The sequence below is a fragment of the Micromonospora sp. LA-10 genome (assembly GCF_051853095.1).
GTDB lineage: Bacteria > Actinomycetota > Actinomycetes > Mycobacteriales > Micromonosporaceae > Micromonospora > Micromonospora echinospora_A.
On record NZ_CP195710.1, the window covers coordinates 1,741,985 to 1,756,322 of the forward strand.

15 protein-coding genes are annotated in these 14,338 nt (G+C 74.1%); 7 read left to right on the plus strand and 8 right to left on the minus strand.

The window, feature by feature from the left end; genetic code table 11:
• Window position 1: 1 nt before the first annotated feature.
• From ACSDG8_RS08040 to ACSDG8_RS08065, 6 genes are read left to right on the plus strand one after another with little or no spacing between them, the layout of a single operon-like run.
• Entirely contained in the window at window positions 2-451 is a 450-nt protein-coding gene (locus tag ACSDG8_RS08040) for an acyl-CoA thioesterase (RefSeq protein WP_210895995.1), read from the plus strand.
• Window positions 444-1,007, plus strand: a complete 564-nt coding sequence (locus tag ACSDG8_RS08045; RefSeq protein WP_307856221.1) for a flavin reductase family protein — start codon at window positions 444-446, stop codon at window positions 1,005-1,007. The genes ACSDG8_RS08040 and ACSDG8_RS08045 overlap by 8 nt, the downstream gene beginning before the upstream one ends.
• Window positions 1,004-1,567, plus strand: a complete 564-nt coding sequence (locus ACSDG8_RS08050; protein WP_210895997.1) for a hypothetical protein — start codon at window positions 1,004-1,006, stop codon at window positions 1,565-1,567. Before ACSDG8_RS08045 ends, ACSDG8_RS08050 begins: the two co-directional genes overlap by 4 nt.
• Complete coding sequence (locus tag ACSDG8_RS08055; protein ID WP_210895999.1) at window positions 1,564-2,265, plus strand: copper resistance CopC family protein; 702 nt, start codon at window positions 1,564-1,566, stop codon at window positions 2,263-2,265. Before ACSDG8_RS08050 ends, ACSDG8_RS08055 begins: the two co-directional genes overlap by 4 nt.
• A gap of 26 nt (window positions 2,266-2,291) precedes the next feature.
• The gene (locus tag ACSDG8_RS08060; protein ID WP_210896000.1) at window positions 2,292-3,173 is read left to right on the plus strand and encodes a class I SAM-dependent methyltransferase; all 882 of its coding nucleotides are present in this window, start codon (window positions 2,292-2,294) and stop codon (window positions 3,171-3,173) included.
• Window positions 3,170-3,712, plus strand: a complete 543-nt coding sequence (locus ACSDG8_RS08065) for an EF-hand domain-containing protein (protein WP_210896002.1) — start codon at window positions 3,170-3,172, stop codon at window positions 3,710-3,712. Before ACSDG8_RS08060 ends, ACSDG8_RS08065 begins: the two co-directional genes overlap by 4 nt.
• 55 nt (window positions 3,713-3,767) lie before the next feature.
• Here the strand turns inward: ACSDG8_RS08065 and ACSDG8_RS08070 are convergent, their stop codons facing one another.
• The 3 genes from ACSDG8_RS08070 to ACSDG8_RS08080 form a co-directional block, all read right to left on the minus strand.
• Window positions 3,768-5,111 carry a cytochrome P450 gene (locus ACSDG8_RS08070; RefSeq protein WP_210896004.1) on the minus strand — a complete coding sequence of 448 codons (1,344 nt, stop codon included), beginning with the start codon at window positions 5,109-5,111 and terminating at the stop codon, window positions 3,768-3,770.
• Between the two features lie 85 nt (window positions 5,112-5,196).
• The gene (locus ACSDG8_RS08075) at window positions 5,197-5,742 is read right to left on the minus strand and encodes a pyridoxamine 5'-phosphate oxidase family protein (RefSeq protein WP_210896006.1); all 546 of its coding nucleotides are present in this window, start codon (window positions 5,740-5,742) and stop codon (window positions 5,197-5,199) included.
• Between the two features lie 74 nt (window positions 5,743-5,816).
• On the minus strand, window positions 5,817-6,926 hold the full coding sequence (locus ACSDG8_RS08080; protein ID WP_210896008.1) for a DegT/DnrJ/EryC1/StrS family aminotransferase: 1,110 nt from the start codon (window positions 6,924-6,926) through the stop codon (window positions 5,817-5,819).
• Window positions 6,927-7,395: 469 nt separating this feature from the next.
• On the opposite strand from ACSDG8_RS08080, the gene ACSDG8_RS08085 reads away from it, so the two are divergent.
• Window positions 7,396-9,150 carry a hypothetical protein gene (locus tag ACSDG8_RS08085; RefSeq protein ID WP_210896010.1) on the plus strand — a complete coding sequence of 585 codons (1,755 nt, stop codon included), beginning with the start codon at window positions 7,396-7,398 and terminating at the stop codon, window positions 9,148-9,150.
• A gap of 60 nt (window positions 9,151-9,210) precedes the next feature.
• Here ACSDG8_RS08085 and ACSDG8_RS08090 read toward each other — a convergent pair whose 3' ends face one another.
• From ACSDG8_RS08090 to ACSDG8_RS08110, 5 genes are all read right to left on the minus strand, one after another.
• Window positions 9,211-10,326: a nucleotide disphospho-sugar-binding domain-containing protein gene (locus ACSDG8_RS08090; RefSeq protein WP_210896012.1), complete on the minus strand. Its 1,116-nt coding sequence runs from the start codon at window positions 10,324-10,326 to the stop codon at window positions 9,211-9,213.
• Between the two features lie 95 nt (window positions 10,327-10,421).
• A complete protein-coding gene (locus ACSDG8_RS08095; protein ID WP_210896014.1) occupies window positions 10,422-11,408 on the minus strand; it encodes an NAD-dependent epimerase/dehydratase family protein in 987 nt (328 codons plus the stop codon).
• Window positions 11,405-12,157 (minus strand): class I SAM-dependent methyltransferase, encoded by a 753-nt coding sequence (locus tag ACSDG8_RS08100; RefSeq protein ID WP_307856222.1) that lies wholly within the window; start codon window positions 12,155-12,157, stop codon window positions 11,405-11,407. Before ACSDG8_RS08100 ends, ACSDG8_RS08095 begins: the two co-directional genes overlap by 4 nt.
• Window positions 12,154-13,386 carry a class I SAM-dependent methyltransferase gene (locus tag ACSDG8_RS08105; RefSeq protein WP_210896016.1) on the minus strand — a complete coding sequence of 411 codons (1,233 nt, stop codon included), beginning with the start codon at window positions 13,384-13,386 and terminating at the stop codon, window positions 12,154-12,156. The genes ACSDG8_RS08100 and ACSDG8_RS08105 overlap by 4 nt, the downstream gene beginning before the upstream one ends.
• 40 nt (window positions 13,387-13,426) lie before the next feature.
• Entirely contained in the window at window positions 13,427-14,251 is an 825-nt protein-coding gene (locus tag ACSDG8_RS08110) for an SAM-dependent methyltransferase (RefSeq protein WP_210896018.1), read from the minus strand.
• Window positions 14,252-14,338: the final 87 nt, after the last annotated feature.

Here is a 14,338-nt window from a genome sequence, read left to right on the forward strand (position 1 = left end):
GGTGTCCGCCTGGTACGAGTACCGCCACGTGGTCGGCTTCGAGGAGACGAACCTCGTCGGCAACGTCTACTACGTCAACTACCTGCGCTGGCAGGGCCGCTGCCGGGAGATGTTCCTGCGTGAGCACGCTCCGGCGGTGGTCGACGACCTGCGCGCCGGGTTGAAGCTGTTCACGCTGCGGGTGGACTGCGAGTACCTCGCCGAGCTGGACGCGTTCGACGAGCTGCGCATCCGGATGAGCCTGACCGAGCTGACCCAGACGCAGCTCGGCCTGGCCTTCGACTACCTGCGCGAGGGCGCGGGCGGGCTGGTCCCGGTGGCCCGGGGCCACCAGCGGATCGCCTGCATGCGGGAGGTCGCCGGGCAGGTGGTGCCGACCCGTGTGCCGCCACCGCTGGTGCGGGCGCTGGCGCCGTACCGGGCGGCCGAGGGGGTGTCCGGCCGTGCCTGAGCGGGCCGTGGACGCGCCGCCGGCCGCCGCGGCGCTGCGTGCGGTGCTCGGCGAGTTCGTCACCGGCGTGACGGTGCTGACCGTGGGCGGCCCGTTGCCGCACGGGATGACGGCGAACTCGTTCACCTCGGTCTCGCTGGACCCGCCGCTGGTGCTGCTCTGCGTGAGCCGGGACAGCCTGATGTCCGCCTGCCTGGCCGACGCGGACGGGTTCGGCATCTCCGTCCTGGCCGCCGGGCAGGAACACCTGGCGCGGCACTTCGCCGACCGGCGCCGGCGGCCCGGGCACGCGCAGTTCACCACCGTCGGCTGGTCGCCGGGCGAGCAGACCGGCGCGCCGATGCTGCACGGGGCGCTGGCCTGGCTGGAGTGCCGGCCGTGGCGCTGCCACGACGGCGGCGACCACGTGATCGTGGTGGGCCGGCTGGTCGCCACGCGCACGGCCGCCGACAGCGACGCCCTGATCTTCCGGCGGGGCCGGTTCGACAGGTACGGGAACCCCCGCCCGGCCGCCGGCCGCCGGCACATCCAACCGCTCCTGAAGGAGGCGCAGTGACCCTGTCGGAGAAGCGCGACACCGGCGCTTCGGGGCTCGATCTGAACGGCAGCCGGCACCGGGCGGCCCTGCAGATCTTCCTCGTCGTCGTCATCGCACACTGGGCCGAGCACCTGGTGCAGGCCGCCCAGATCTGGGTGTTCGGCTGGTCCCGGCCGGAGGCCCGCGGCGTGCTCGGCATGCCGTTCCCGTGGCTGGTGGAGAGCGAGTGGCTGCACTACGGGTACGCGCTCGTCATGCTCGCCGGTTTCTGGATGCTGCGCGGCGGCTTCGTCGGCCGCGCCCGCACCTGGTGGACGGCGGCGCTGCTGATCCAGGTGTGGCACCACCTGGAGCACCTGCTGCTGCTGGTGCAGTCGCTGACCGGCAGCAACCTGGCCGGGCAGCCGGTGCCGACGAGCCTGCTGCAACTGGTGGCGCCCCGGGTGGAGCTGCACCTGTTCTACAACGCGGTGGTGTTCCTGCCGATGGTGGTGGCGATGTACCTGCACCGCACGCCACTCGCCGACGAGCTGGCCCGGATGCGGTGCAGTTGCCGCCGGGTGGCCGAAGTCCGGTGAGGCGCGGGCCGGGGCTGAGGTGGCTGGCGGCGGGACTGCTCACGCTGCTCGCGCTCGGCCTGGCCGGGCTGACCGTGGCGGCGCAGCTGCGGCCGGCGCGGTTGGTGAGCACCGACCCGCCGGCCGGCGCCCGGCTGACCACGGCGCCGGCGGCGGTGACGCTCACCTTCAACGGTCCGCTCGACGGCGAGCAGACCCACGTCTGGCTGGTCGGGCCGGGTGGGGCGTTCGCCGCGACGGGCGCCCCCCGGTACCGCGGCGACGGCGTCGAGCTGCCGGTCACGATCGTGGGTGACGGGCACTACCGGGTCGGTTACCACGCCCAGCTCGCCACCGGGCAGACCGCCACCGGCGTGGTCCCGTTCACCGTCGCCGCCGGGCTCGTCGCGCCGTCGCGGGCGGCCCCGGCCGTGTCCCCGCCGGTCACCGCGCCGCCGGACGGGTCCGCCGGGGGCGGCCACCACGGGGGTACGGGCGGAGCGGCCGGACTGGCCCTGCTGCTGGCGCCGGTGGTGACCGGAGCGGTCCTGCTCGTGCTGATGGCGCGGGGACGGCGTGACCGGGCGGGCGACGACGGACCGCCCGGGTCGGCGGCCGATTCCGGGCCGGGCGGGCGACGGCGGGCCTGGGTGCTGCGGGAACCGGAGGACGCCGGCGACCGGCCCGCCGACCGCGAACCGGCCCGGCCGGGCGGGTGACCTGACGGACCACAGGAGGAGGAGCGATGTCCGTATCGACAGATGCCGCCGCCGTGAAGGCCGAACAGCGGCGGACCTGGGACGCCGTCAGCGACGGCTGGACCCGCGAGTGGGAGACCTTCGAGCGGGGCGGCGCGGCGCTCACCGCGCGGCTGCTGGCCCTGGGCGGCGTTCGGCCGGGGCATCGCGTCCTGGACGTCGCGACCGGTCCGGGAGAGCCGGCGCTCAGCGCCGCCGATGTGGTCGGCCCGGCCGGCACCGTCACCGGTGTCGACCTGTCCCCCGCCATGCTCGCCGTGGCCCGCCGCCGCGCCGAGGGCCGGCGCAACGTCAACTTCCTGGTCGCCGACCTGGAGACGGTGGAGCTGCCGCCGCACGCCTTCGACGTGGTGCTCAGCCGGCTCGGCCTGATGTTCGCCGTCGACCCCGGCGCCGCGTTCCGCCGCATCGCCCGGCTGCTCGTCCCGGGCGGCGTGCTCGCCGCGGCGGTGTGGGCGCCACCGCCGCGGGTGCCGCTGATGTCGCTCGGGTACGGCGTGCTCGCGCGACGGCTGGACCTGCCGTCCGGGCCACCGGACGCCCCGGGCCCGTACCGCCTCTGCGATCCGCGGGCGCTGGCGGCCGGGCTGACCGACGCCGGCCTGCGCGACGTGACTGTCGAGGAGTACCCGGTCCCGTTCCGGTTCCACGACGCGGCCGAGTACGCGCGGTTCACCCGGGCGGTGGCCCCGCCACCGGTCCGCCGGCGGGTGGACGCGCTCGACCCGGCCGGGCGGGACGCGCTCTGGGCGGAGGTGGCCGCCGCCGCGCGGGAGCGCCTGGGCCCGGACGGACTGGTCGACCTGACCTCGACCGCGCTCACCGTCCGCGCGGTCGCCCCATCCATCACGACGGAAGGACCGAGATGACCACCGAACTGCAACGCCGCAAGCTGGAGAAGGTCTTCGCCTCGTACGACGCCGACGGTGACGGCGTCATCGACGGGCTGGACATCACCGCGATGGCCCAGATCTGGTGCGACACGTACGGCGTGGCGCCGTACTCGCCGGGCTGGCGGCGTATCCACGGCGCGGCGGCCCGGATGTGGCGCGGGATGCGCGGCAGCGACGGGCCCGACGGCGAGAAGCGGGTGACGGTCGCCGAGTGGGTGGCCTGGGCCGACAAGCCGGAGTTCCCGGAGTTCGTGACGAACGCGGCGGTGCCGTTCAGCCTGGCCGTCTTCGACGTGGCCGACGCGGACCGGGACGGGCGCATCAACCACGCGGAGATGTTCGCGGCGCAGAGCAAGAGCGGCATGCGGTCGGACGACACCCAGCGGATCTTCGACCGGCTCGACACCGACCGGGACGGCTACCTCACCAGCGAGGAGTACGGCCGGGCGGCGCACGAGTTCTACCTCAGCACCGACCCGGACGCGCCGGGCAACGTGATCGCCGGGGAGCTCTAGGCGGCTGGACGCCCGGTCGCCGGTCCGTGTGGGCCGGCGACCGGGCGTCCGCCGGTCAGCGGGTACGCAGGCGCGCGGTCATCGGCAGCGCGTCGACGGGCATGGTCATGGCCGGCACGGGCTTCGGCTCGTGGCCGGGCACCGGCTCCAGCCGCCAGCGGGCGGCGATGCTGGCCAGCGAGACGATCATCTCGGTCCAGGCGAACTGGTCGCCGATGCAGCCGTGCACGCCGGTGGCGAACGGCATGAAGGCGCCGCGGGGCAGCGCCCGGGCCCGCTCCGGCAGCCACCGGTCCGGGTCGAAGCGCTCGGGCTCGGGGTAGATGCGCGGGTTGTGGTGCACGGCGTGGAAGCTGTAGAGCACGTCCGAGCCGGCCGGGATCAGGTAGCCGCCCAGTTCGGCGTCGCGGGCGGTGACCCGGTTGTTGAACAGGCCCTGGGTGCGCAGCCGCAGCGTCTCGGAGAGCACCTGGCGGGTGTACTCCAGCGCCGCCACGTCGGCGTAGCCGGCGGCCCGTCCGTCGAGCACCCGGTCGACCTCGGCGTGCAGCCGCCGCTGCACCCCGGCGTCCGCGCCGACGTGGTGCAGCGCCCAGCAGAGCGTGTTGGCGATGGTGTTGCTGCCGGCGATGAAGAACGTCATCACCTCGTCGTGGACCTGCTCGTCGCTCATCGCGGGCCGGCCGTCCTCGTCGCGGGCGAAGAGCATCATCGACAGCAGGTCGCCGTGGTCGGTGCCGGCCGCGCGGTACTCGGCGATGACCCGGCGGATGGTGGCCCGCAGGTACTCGGCCGCGGCGTCGTAGTCACGGTTGGCCTGGGTGGGCAGGCGGGTCAGCACGCCTGTCACGTCGGTGATCCGGCGGAACAGCCCGCCCAGGACGGTGGTGGTCGCGGCCATGAACCGGGCGCGGTCGAGGCGCCGGTCACCGGCGAAGACGACCTCGACGACGTTGCTGAGGGCCAGCTCGTCCATCTCCTTCTCGACCGCGAGGCGCTGGCCGTCGCGCCAGGAGTCGAGCTTGCCGGCGACCGTCCGGCTCATCAGCTCCGTGTAGTGGATGACCTTGTTGCGGTGGAAGGCGGGCTGGATCAGCGCGCGCTGCCGGCGGTGGAACTCGCCCTCGGAGATGCCCAGGCCGTTGCCGAACATGGACCGGAAGCGGTCGGTCATCGGCCCGCCCCGGACGAAGGTGTCGCCGTCGCGGAGCAGCTCGCGCATCAGGGTCGGGTCGTTCACCACGTACGCCGGGCGCTTGCCCAGCGCGATGGTGACGACCGGCTCGCCGGACTGGAGTTCGAGCAGGAACTCGGCGGGTCGTCGTTTCATCTGCAGGCCGTGCCCGAGCACGGGCAGGCGGCCGGGCGCCGACGCGGGTGTGCGCAGGGTGCTGGTCATGGTGCGTTCCCTCGGTGTCGGGCCGCGCGGCTCGCCGCGTCGGCGGTGACGGGCCGGCCCGGGTGCGACGGCGGCCCGGTCGGGATCAGCGGGAGAGCAGCGCGCCGGTGGACGCGGGCCGTCCGGCGGCGTGCCAGACCCGCGACGAGCCGATGGTCTGGCCGTTGGCCAGGTCCTGAAGGGTGATCTGGACCCGCCAGGGGTCGAACTGGAGCACCTCGAAGCCGGCGTCGGTGGGGCCGTCGGGCCAGACCGCGTACGGGTCGAAGCCGCGCTGGGTCGCCTCGGCGGCGACCAGGTCCCAGACGTGGCGTTTGGTGTCGCCCGGTTCCAGCCAGGTGGCGCGGCAGTCGACGAAGACGGCGTCGTGCGCGGGTGTCCAGTAGCTGCACGAGACGTACGGATTGCGGGCCAGGTGGGCGGTCTTCACCGGGGTGCGGGAGGTGCTGACCCAGCCGGTCGGGCCGGCGTCGCCGGCCTCCCAGGAGACGTGCATGATCCGGCTGCGCGGCCGGTCGCGTCCGTCCACAGTGGCAACCGTGCACCAGCCGATCTCGGTGGTGAGCCGCAGGAAGTCGTCACGGAGGTCGGCGAAGTCGCCGACCGGGGTGCTGAAAGTGGAAGGCTCCATGTCGCGATGGTAGATCCGCAGGAGCCGAGTTTGCTATATGATTCTCAATTCTTGCGGTGCCCGATATGGGGACCTCAGCCGGCCCGCAGGACCTTGCGCAGCGCGTCGATCACCCGGTCCTGGGTGTCCGCGTCCAGGGACGGGTACATCGGCAGCGAGAAGACCTCCCCCGCCAGCCGCTCGGTGACCGGGAGCGACCCGTCGGAGTAGCCGAGGTGGGCGAAGCCGCGCATGGTGTGCACCGGCCAGCGGTAGCTGACGTTCAGCTCGATCCCGTGCGGGCGCAGCTCCTCCAGGATCTCGTCGCGCCGCGGGTGCCGTACCACGTAGAGATAGTGGACGTGCTCGTTGCCGGGCGCGGTGACCGGCAGGATCAGGCCGGTGCCGGCGAGCCCTTCGTCGTAGCGGCGGGCGATCGCGCGGCGGGCGGCGATGTAGCGGTCCAGCCGCCGCAGCTTGCGGCGCAGGATCTCCGCCTGCACCTCGTCCAGGCGGCTGTTGCGCCCGGGCGTCTCCTCGACGTAGTAACGGTCCTCCATCCCGTAGTACCGCAGCCGGCGCAGGCGCCGCTCCACGTCCGGGTCGGCGGTGATCGTCGCGCCGCCGTCGCCGTACGCGCCGAGCACCTTGGTCGGGTAGAACGAGAAGGCGGCGGCGTCACCGAGCGACCCGGCCACCCGGCCGTGGTGGCGCGCGCCGTGCGCCTGCGCGCAGTCCTCAAGCACCGCGAGGCCGTGCTCGGCGGCGAGCGCCCGCAGCGGCGCCATGTCGACGCACTGCCCGTAGAGGTGCACCGGGAGCAGCACCCGGGTACGCGCCGTGATCGCGTCGGCGACCCGGTCGACGCGCATCAGGCAGGTCGCCTCGTCCACGTCGACGAAGACCGGCACCGCGCCCACCGCGTCGATGGCGAGCACCGTCGGCGCGGCCGTGTTGGCGACGGTGACCACCTCGTCGCCGGGGCGTACGCCCAGCGCCCAGAGGGCCAGCGAGATGGCGTCGGTGCCGTTGGCCACCCCGACGCAGTGCGGTACGCCGTGGTAGGCGGCGAACTCCCGCTCGAAGCCGCGCACACTCTCGCCGAGCACCAGCCGGCCGGAGGAGAAGACCTGTTCCACGGCGCCGAGGACGTCCTCGCGCTCGCTGTCGTACTCGGCCAGGTAGTTCCAGACTCCGACGGTCATGGCGGCGGACCTCCCGGGGGCGTCGTCGCCGCGGTGCCTCACCCCGGCATCACCACCTCGCATCCTAGCCGCCGACCCGCCGGTCAGCTACACGTTCGTCAACCGATATCGGTACCCCTGGCTTCCGCCCATTGGCCCGAACGGACGGAATCGAGCCCGCCGCGACGCCACCGCCCCAGCCTTGGCACCAACCTCGCGGGGCATGCGAACGCCCTTGCCGGACAAGCCTTCACGGCCGACCTGACCTGCCACGACATCGGTCGCCGTCGACCACGCCGGCCCTCCGGCGATCGATGGAAATTGCGCGGGGTGGATCTCTCTACAGTCGATTTCCCGTCAATTGACAGTTGCAATTCGCATAGTAGGCTCGCTGCCGCGGGCGCCGCTCCCCGGCCCTCTCCGTCTCCCCTCCGACCGCGACGCCTGGCATGTTCCGGCCTCAATCCCGCACGTGACCAGGAGGACGTCCATGCCCCGTCGACAACAGCGCGGCCCGCTCCGGCGCGCCGCCCACATCGGAGTGATCGCGCTCGTCGCCGTCAGCAGCGGCCTGGTGCCACCCCCGACCGCGGCCGGCGCGTCCGTGCGACGGGTCACCTCGACCGTGACCGGCAGCGACGGCCAGCCGTACCGGATCACCAATCACCTCACCCGCACGGCCCAGGCCGCCGAGCGGGCGGGCGCGCCCGCCCGCCAGTGGCTGCTGGTCTGGACCGGCGACGCAGCCCCCGGCGCCGACGGCCGGCCCGACCCCGACTTTCTCGCCGTCGTGGACGCCACCCCCGGCTCACCCGACTACGGCCGGGTGGCGAACACCGTCACCGTCGACTCGGTCTTCGGCAACGAGCCGCACCACATGCAGTACACCTGGCGCAAGGGCGACAAGGTGTACGCGGGCGGCCTGCTCAGCGACACCGTCTTCGTCTTCGACGTCAGCCGGCTTCCCCGGGTCTCACTCAGCGGCGTGACGCTGCCGCAGGACACCCCGTGCGGCTCGGTGCCGGACGCGTTCACCGTCCTGCGCGACGGCACCGCGTACGGGTCGTACATGGGCGGGCCCGACGTCGCCGGCCCCTGCACCTACTCCGACGGGCAGACCCGCGTGGGCAACGGCTTCGCCGGCTCCCCCGGCGAAGTGGTCCGGCTCGGCCCCGACGGCCGGGTGCTGGCCGAGATGCCGGCGGCGAAGAAGGAGGCCGAGGACCCGGTCTCCTGCCCCAACCGGCCGGCGCTGCCGGTGCCGACCTGCGCCAACCCGCACGGCATCGCCCTGCGCGAGGACCTGAACCGGCTGGTCACCAGCGACTTCGTCGAGGTGCGGCACGTCGTCGCCGGCCTGGTGACCGACCCGAACCTGCAGCGCCGCACGGTCCGCACGTACGACATCAGCGACCGCAACCGGCCCCGCCTGCTCTCCCTGTCGTACCTGCCCGACGGGCCCCGGGTCGACGACGAGTTCAGCCGGGAGGGCCTGCTGGCCATGGAACCGGCGGTGACAAACAAGCCCCACAACCGCGGCGCGTTCGTGGCCACCGGCATGGGCGCCGTCTACTACACGCCGGACATCACCAAGCGGGAGCTGACCTGGCGGCAGGTGTTCGACGACGCGACCGCCTTCCGCCGGATCTACCCGCGTGACACCCCGACCAGCGCGGCCGACGGCGGCAGCTGGCTCATGGTGAGCCCGGACGACCGCTTCCTGTTCCACACGGTGATGTTCGGCGGCAACAACTCACCGGCCGTCAACGCCGAGTCCGGCATGGTGTACGTGCTGGACATCCGCCGGCTTCTGGCCGCCGGAAGCCGGACCTCGTGCCAGATCGACACGATCGCGGAGACCGCACGCGGCGGCGCCGAGCCGGACTGCCTCGCGCTGGTCAGCGCGCTGCCGATCGTGGACACCACGCTCGGCGGCCCGCACTGGGGGGCGCTGGACACGTTCCGGCCGATGGCGGGCGGAAAGCACTTCCGCCAGAGCGACCAGGTCTCCCGGGTGGTCACCTCGAACTACTTCGTGGCCCCCACCGGGCTCGACGGTGACGCCCGGATCTGCATGGCCCTGGTCGACCCGGCGGGCCGGCTCACCGAGGACCGCGCGTTCCGCGACGAGCACACCGGCCGGCGCTGCGTGAGCTTCGACCGGACGAGCTGGCCGCACGGGAACACCGGCAAGGCGAACCCGCACGGGCTGCTCTTCGCGGTGGCCGACGCGCAACTGCGCTGACCGGGAACCGGACCGGCGGCGGGCGGCGAGGAGCCGCCCGCCGCCGCGGCGCGTCCGGGCTCAGGCCGGCGCGGCCAGCCGGGGCACCACCTCGGCGGGGGACGGCAGCGCCGCGATCTCGGCCCGTACCTCGCCGGTCACCCGGCCCAGCTCCGCGTCGGTGAGCAGCCTGTCGATCGCGGCGGCGTCCAGCTCGTCCATCGAGTCCAGCACGTGTGCCAGCCCTCGGGCGCGCAGCAGCTCGCCGGTGACCAGCTCGTCCGGCGAGCCGGGCAGCACCAGCTGGCGGACGCCGAGCGCGGCGCAGGTGAGGGTCGTGCCGTCCCCGCCGTGGTGGATCGCGGCGGCGCAGCCGCGCAGCAGCTGGTTCAGCGGCACCCATCCGGTGGTACGCACGTTGGGCGGCAGGTCGGCCGGGACGGCCGACTCCCCGATCGCCAGCACGAACTCGGCGTCCAGCCCGGACGCGGCGGCGAGCACCCGCTCGATGCCGGCGGCGAACCGGTCCGGCCCGCCGAGCGTGCCGAAGGTGACGGCGATCCGGGGCCGGCCGACCGGCTCCCGGAGCCAGTCGGGCAGCACACCGCCGCCGTTGTACGGCACGTACCGCATGGAGATCTCGGCCGGCCCGCCCTCGACCAGGCTGGGCGGTGCGATGTCGATGGTCGGGATGCCCTCGGGCAGCGTCACCCCGTGCCGGCGCATCGCCACCGCGCCGGGCAGCTCGCGCAGCAGGTCGGGGGTGAACCGGGCCAGCCCGAGGCTGTGCGCCACCGCCGGCACCTTCAGCCGGGCGGCGACGACCGGGCCGACCGCGAAGATCGGGTCGTACACCACCAGGTCCGGCTGCACCCATTCGCCGAGCGCGACGTGGGCGTCCACGAACGGGTCCCAGGCCGAGACGATGTACGGCTTGCGCTCCTCCATCTCGCCGATCGGGTCGGCGCCGATCGGCTCGAAGAGGCGCGGCACGTCGCGGATGAACTGCGCCTGCATGTCCGAGGTGGTCCGTCCGGGCACGGCGTCCAGGACCGGCAGCCCGGCCCGGGCCACCGCCAGCGCGTCACCGGCGGTGACGAAGACGACCTCGTGCCCGGCGGCGCGGAACGCCCACCCGAGCGGCACCAGCGGGAACGCGTGGCCGATGGCCGGACCCGGCATGAACAGTACGCGCATGACTCCTGCCCTCCCTGTCGCCGAGGCGGCACGGGCGACGCCGTACCGCCGAGCCGGTGACGCCGGTCGCGCCACCTGTCGATTCGCCGCCCGCGCTACGGCGCCCGCTGTCGCGGCTTTCCCGCGGCCACCGGCTCCCCGGCGCCGGGGAGCCGGCGCAGCTCGTCGTGCCAGAAGTCGGTGACCGCCTTCCGCAGGTCGCGGCGGGGCCGCCAGCCGAGCGCGGCAGCGGTCGGCGCCGGGTCGACGCACGACCACCGGGTGGCGGCCCGCCAACCGGCCGGGCCGGCGCGTTCCACCACCGTCGTGGGCACTCCACTGACCTCCACCAGGAGCCGTACCAGCGTCCGCACCGGCACCGCCTCGCCCCGGCCGACGTCGAGGACGCGGCCGGTCACCGGGCGCCCGGCGGCGGCCAGCACGGCCTCGGCGGCGTCCCGGACGTCGACGAAGTCGCGCCGGGCCTCCAGCGGGGCGAGCGTCACACGCGCGGGGACGCCGGACCGCGCGGCCGGCGCCAGCGCGGCGGCGACCCGGCCCAGCAGACTGGTCGCGGGCAGCCCCGGACCGAGCGCGTTCACCAGGCGCAGCACCACCGCGTCGACGTCACCGGCGTCGGCCGCCGCCAGCACGGCACGGGTCGCGGCGAGCTTCGCCCGGCCGTAGGCGGTGTCCGGCGCCGGCGTACGGCACGGATCGGCCGGCTCGACCGGCTGCGGGCCGTACTCCAGCACCGAGCCGAGGTGCACCAGCCGGGGCCGGCAGGCCGCCCGGCGCAACGCGTCGAGCAGCAGCGCGCTGAGCCGGGTGCAGCGCTCCGCCATCCGGCCGGGGTCCAGTCCCCAGCTGCTGCCGGTGGCGTCGACGACGGCGACCGGGCCCTCGGCGTCCAGGAGCCGCGCCAGCGTCCCCGGTTCGGCGCTGCCGAGGTCGAGCGCGGTGAACCGGTGCCGGCGGGCGGCCGGGGCGCGGCGGGCCACGGTGAGCACGTCGTGGCCGGCGTCGGCGAAGGCGTCCGCGACGTGGGCGCCCACGAACCCGGTGCCGCCCAGCACGACCGCCCGGGGCCGGTCCCCGGTCATCGGGCGCCCGCGGGCCGGGCGATCCACAGGCCCCACCGGAACGGCGGCGCCGTCACGTGCGCGGCGGCGAGCCCGGCCCGGGCGAACGCGGCGGCGAAGTGCTCCGGCCGGAACAGCGTCAGCTCGGTCGTCGCGGTGTCGTGCCGGATGCCCGCCTCCGGGTCGGCGTACGCCTGGTGCACAGTCATCCGGATGCGGTCGCGCGCGCCGTCGAGCCACGTCGAGTGGGACAGCCGGACCACCACCCGGTCCTGCTCCTGCACCATGTCGCGGGCCACGTAGCCGGGGACGAACGCCTCCGGCGTGTACCAGGGCTCGACCGCCAGCACGCCGCCCGGCGTCAGGTGGGCGGCCAGCCGCGCGACGGTCCGGTCCAGCTCGGCGACGCCGCGCAGGTGCGGCACCGCGAAGAGGCAGACCACCACGTCGAAGACGGCATCCAGGTCCAGCTCGCGCATGTCGCCCTCGTGCAGGGCCACGTCCGGAACCCGCGCCCCGGCGCGGGCGAGCATCTCCGCGGACAGGTCCACCCCGGTCACCGGGGCGAAGTGGGCCCGCAGGCGCTCCAGGTGCAGCCCGGTGCCGCAGGCCACGTCGAGCAGCGAGGCCGCGGCCGGGTTGCGCCGCCGGACCATCCGGGCGAGCGTGGCGGCCTCGGCCGTGTGGTCGCGGCCCCGGTGCCGCATCACCAGGTCGTAGATCTCCGGGTATCCGGCGCGGTAGAAGCCGCGCGCCACCGATGCCGTCACCGTACGCGCACGGTGGGCACGTAGTGGATCCACCGGCCTCCGGCGGCCCGGAAGCCGGTCTCCTTCGCCATGATCTCCTCGGCGTGGTTCCAGGCGAAGAGCACCGCGTAGTCCGGGTACGGGTCGGCGAAGGCGGCGGGCGGGCGGACCGGGATGTGCGCGCCCGGGGTCAGCCGGCCCTGCTTGGCCGGGGTGGTGTCGCAGACGTACGAGATCAGCTCCGGTCCGAGCCCGCAGTAGTTGGTGACTGTGGCGCTCTTGGCGGTGGCTCCGTAGGCGGCGACGGTGCGGCCCTCCTCCTTCAGCGAGCGCAGCAGCGCGACCAGGTCGGTCCGGGTACGCGCGACGTCGGCGGCGAACCGGCGCAGCGCCTCCACCCCGGTCACACCCTGCTCCCGTTCCTGACACAGCAGCTCGGCGACGGCCGGGGACGGGGTACGCGCCCCGGCGTGGGCGAGCGTGTAACGCACCTCGCCGCCGTGCACTGGTAGCCGGCGCACGTCGACGAGCTCCAGTCCGAAGCGGGCCGCGGCGGCCCGTACCGAGTGGGCGGTGAAGTAGTAGAAGTGCTCGTCGTAGATCTGGTCGAAGGCGGTCCTGGCGAGGATGTCGCCGAGGTACGGGTCCTCGAAGACGAGGACGCCGCCGGGGGCGAGCAGCAGCCGCGCCCCGCGCAGCACCGAGTCCAGGTAGGGCAGGTGGCAGATCGTGTTGGCGGCGTAGACGACGTCCGCCGGCCCGTCGGTGGCGAGCACCTCGGCGGCGGTCTTCTCCTCGAAGAAGTCGGTGCGTACCCGTACGCCCTGCCGGCGGGCCAGCTCGGCCACCCCGGCGGAAGGCTCGAAGCCGAGGTGGCGTACGCCGGCCTGCGCCACGGTCCGCAGCATCACTCCGTCGTTGCAGCCCAGCTCGACGCAGAACGCGCCGGGCCGGGTCAGCTCGGTGGCGAGCAGTTCCCGGCCGGTGCCGGTGAAGTGCGCGCGCATCACCGACGACAGCGACGAGCGGTACGGGTAGTCGTGGTGGAACATCCGCTCGCGGGGCACCTCCTCGACGAGCTGGACCATTGTGCAGTCGGCGCACCGGCCCAGCGCGAGGCGGTAGAAGAACTCGCCGGCGAGGTCGGCCGGGCGGGGGAACGCGTCGGAGAGGGGTTGGCGGCCGAGGTCGAGCATCTCGGTCACCGGGCCGCCGCAGATCCGGCAGCCGCTGACGGCGGGGGCGGTCATCTGCCTGTTTCCTTCGGACACCGGTGCGCCGCCGACCGGTTCAGCGCGGCTTGTGTGCGGCGATGACGACGCAGCCGACCTTGGTGCGCAGGACGTCGAGCACGGCCGGCATCTCGGCGAGGAAGGCGTCGATCTTCTCGGCCCCGTGCGCGGCGGCGAGCGTGTCGCGCCGCTGCTGCACCCGCTCGTGGTACGCGGGGAACGAGCGGCTGATCTTGTCGCCGCAGCTGAGGAACTCGTCCACCACGAAGCCGGCGTCGCGGACCAGGTCGAACGCGGCCATCGGCGGGCCGGGCGGGGCGAGTGTGAAGTCGGTGAGGATCTGCCGGTCCCGCTCGGTGAGCGGGGCGTCCTCGGCGAGGTCGGTGAGCACGAGCCGGCCGCCCGGCTTGAGCACGCGGCGGATCTCGGCGAGCCACTGCCGGCGGTCCTGCGCGTGCACCAGGGACTCGAAGGCGAGCACCTTGTCGAAGGAGGCGTCCGGGTAGCTCAGCGCGGCGGCGTCGCCCAGCTCGAAGCGGACCTGGCCGCGCAGCCCGGACTCGTTCACCCGCTCCCGGGCCCGCTTGAGGTGCTCGCTGCTGTTGGTGATGCCGGTGATGTCGGCGTCGCTGCGCTGGCCGAGCCGGATGGCCGGCTCACCGGCGCCGCATCCGACGTCGAGCAGCCGCTCGCCCGGGCGCAGCGCGAGCCGGTCGCCGACGATGTCGGTGAACCGGTTGATGGCCTCCAGGAAGGGCGTGCGGTCGTCGTCGTCCTCCCACCATCCGAAGTGGATGTTCCCGCCGAGCACCTCGACGGCCCAGGCGCCGTCGTCGTAGATCTCCGCCACTTCGTCGATGTCGGTCAGCTCGCGTGTGGACACGTCCGCTCCTCACTCTCGCGGCAACTTGCTGCTTGAGAATGCTATAGCTATCGACCGGCGGGTGTCCATGCGAGGATCACGTGGCGA